Raw genomic sequence first — 567 nt, 5'->3', positions numbered from 1 at the left:
CAACTACTGGGACTTATTAAATAAGCGTGCTTCGATTGATTATGATGCTGGAGATTTGATTGTTGAGTAGTTCGCTTATCAAGCCTCTTTTGATTATTGGTGGGGGGGGGCATGCCAGTGTCTTGGTAGATATTTTACGGGCTCAAGGACGAGAGGTATTAGCGGTCGTCTGCCCTGATGACATCAGCATGCGGCGTGTATTTTCAGGTATTCGACACCTAACAAAGGATGATGATGTGTTGGCGTTTTCGCCTGATGACGTATTGCTGGTCAATGGCATTGGCATGCTGCCAGCATCGGGTTTAAAACGTACACTGAATCAGTATTATTTATCCCACCATTACCAGTTTGAAACCGTCATTGCTGAGAGTGCGCAAGTTTCGCCATTTGCAAACGTTGAAGTAGGGGCACAAATATTTGCTGGTGCCATTGTTCAAGCTGGCGCGCAGATTGGTGCGCATAGCGTGATTAACAGTGGTGCTGTAATCGAGCATGATTGTAGCATTGGTCATTACAACCATATTGCCCCGAGAGCCACCTTGTGTGGGCAAGTGATAACGCAAGACG

The 567-nt window shown here is 46.6% G+C and carries 1 protein-coding gene; it reads left to right on the top strand.

What is annotated here, in order from left to right; all coding sequences use genetic code 11:
- Positions 1-62: 62 nt before the first annotated feature.
- Positions 63-567: PglD-related sugar-binding protein (locus C9J48_RS27700; protein WP_181320847.1), on the top strand; the 505-nt coding region annotated here is incomplete at its 3' end.

The sequence above is a fragment of the Photobacterium profundum genome, assembly GCF_003026285.1.
GTDB lineage: Bacteria > Pseudomonadota > Gammaproteobacteria > Enterobacterales > Vibrionaceae > Photobacterium > Photobacterium profundum.
This window is presented reverse-complemented; position numbering and strand designations above follow the sequence as displayed.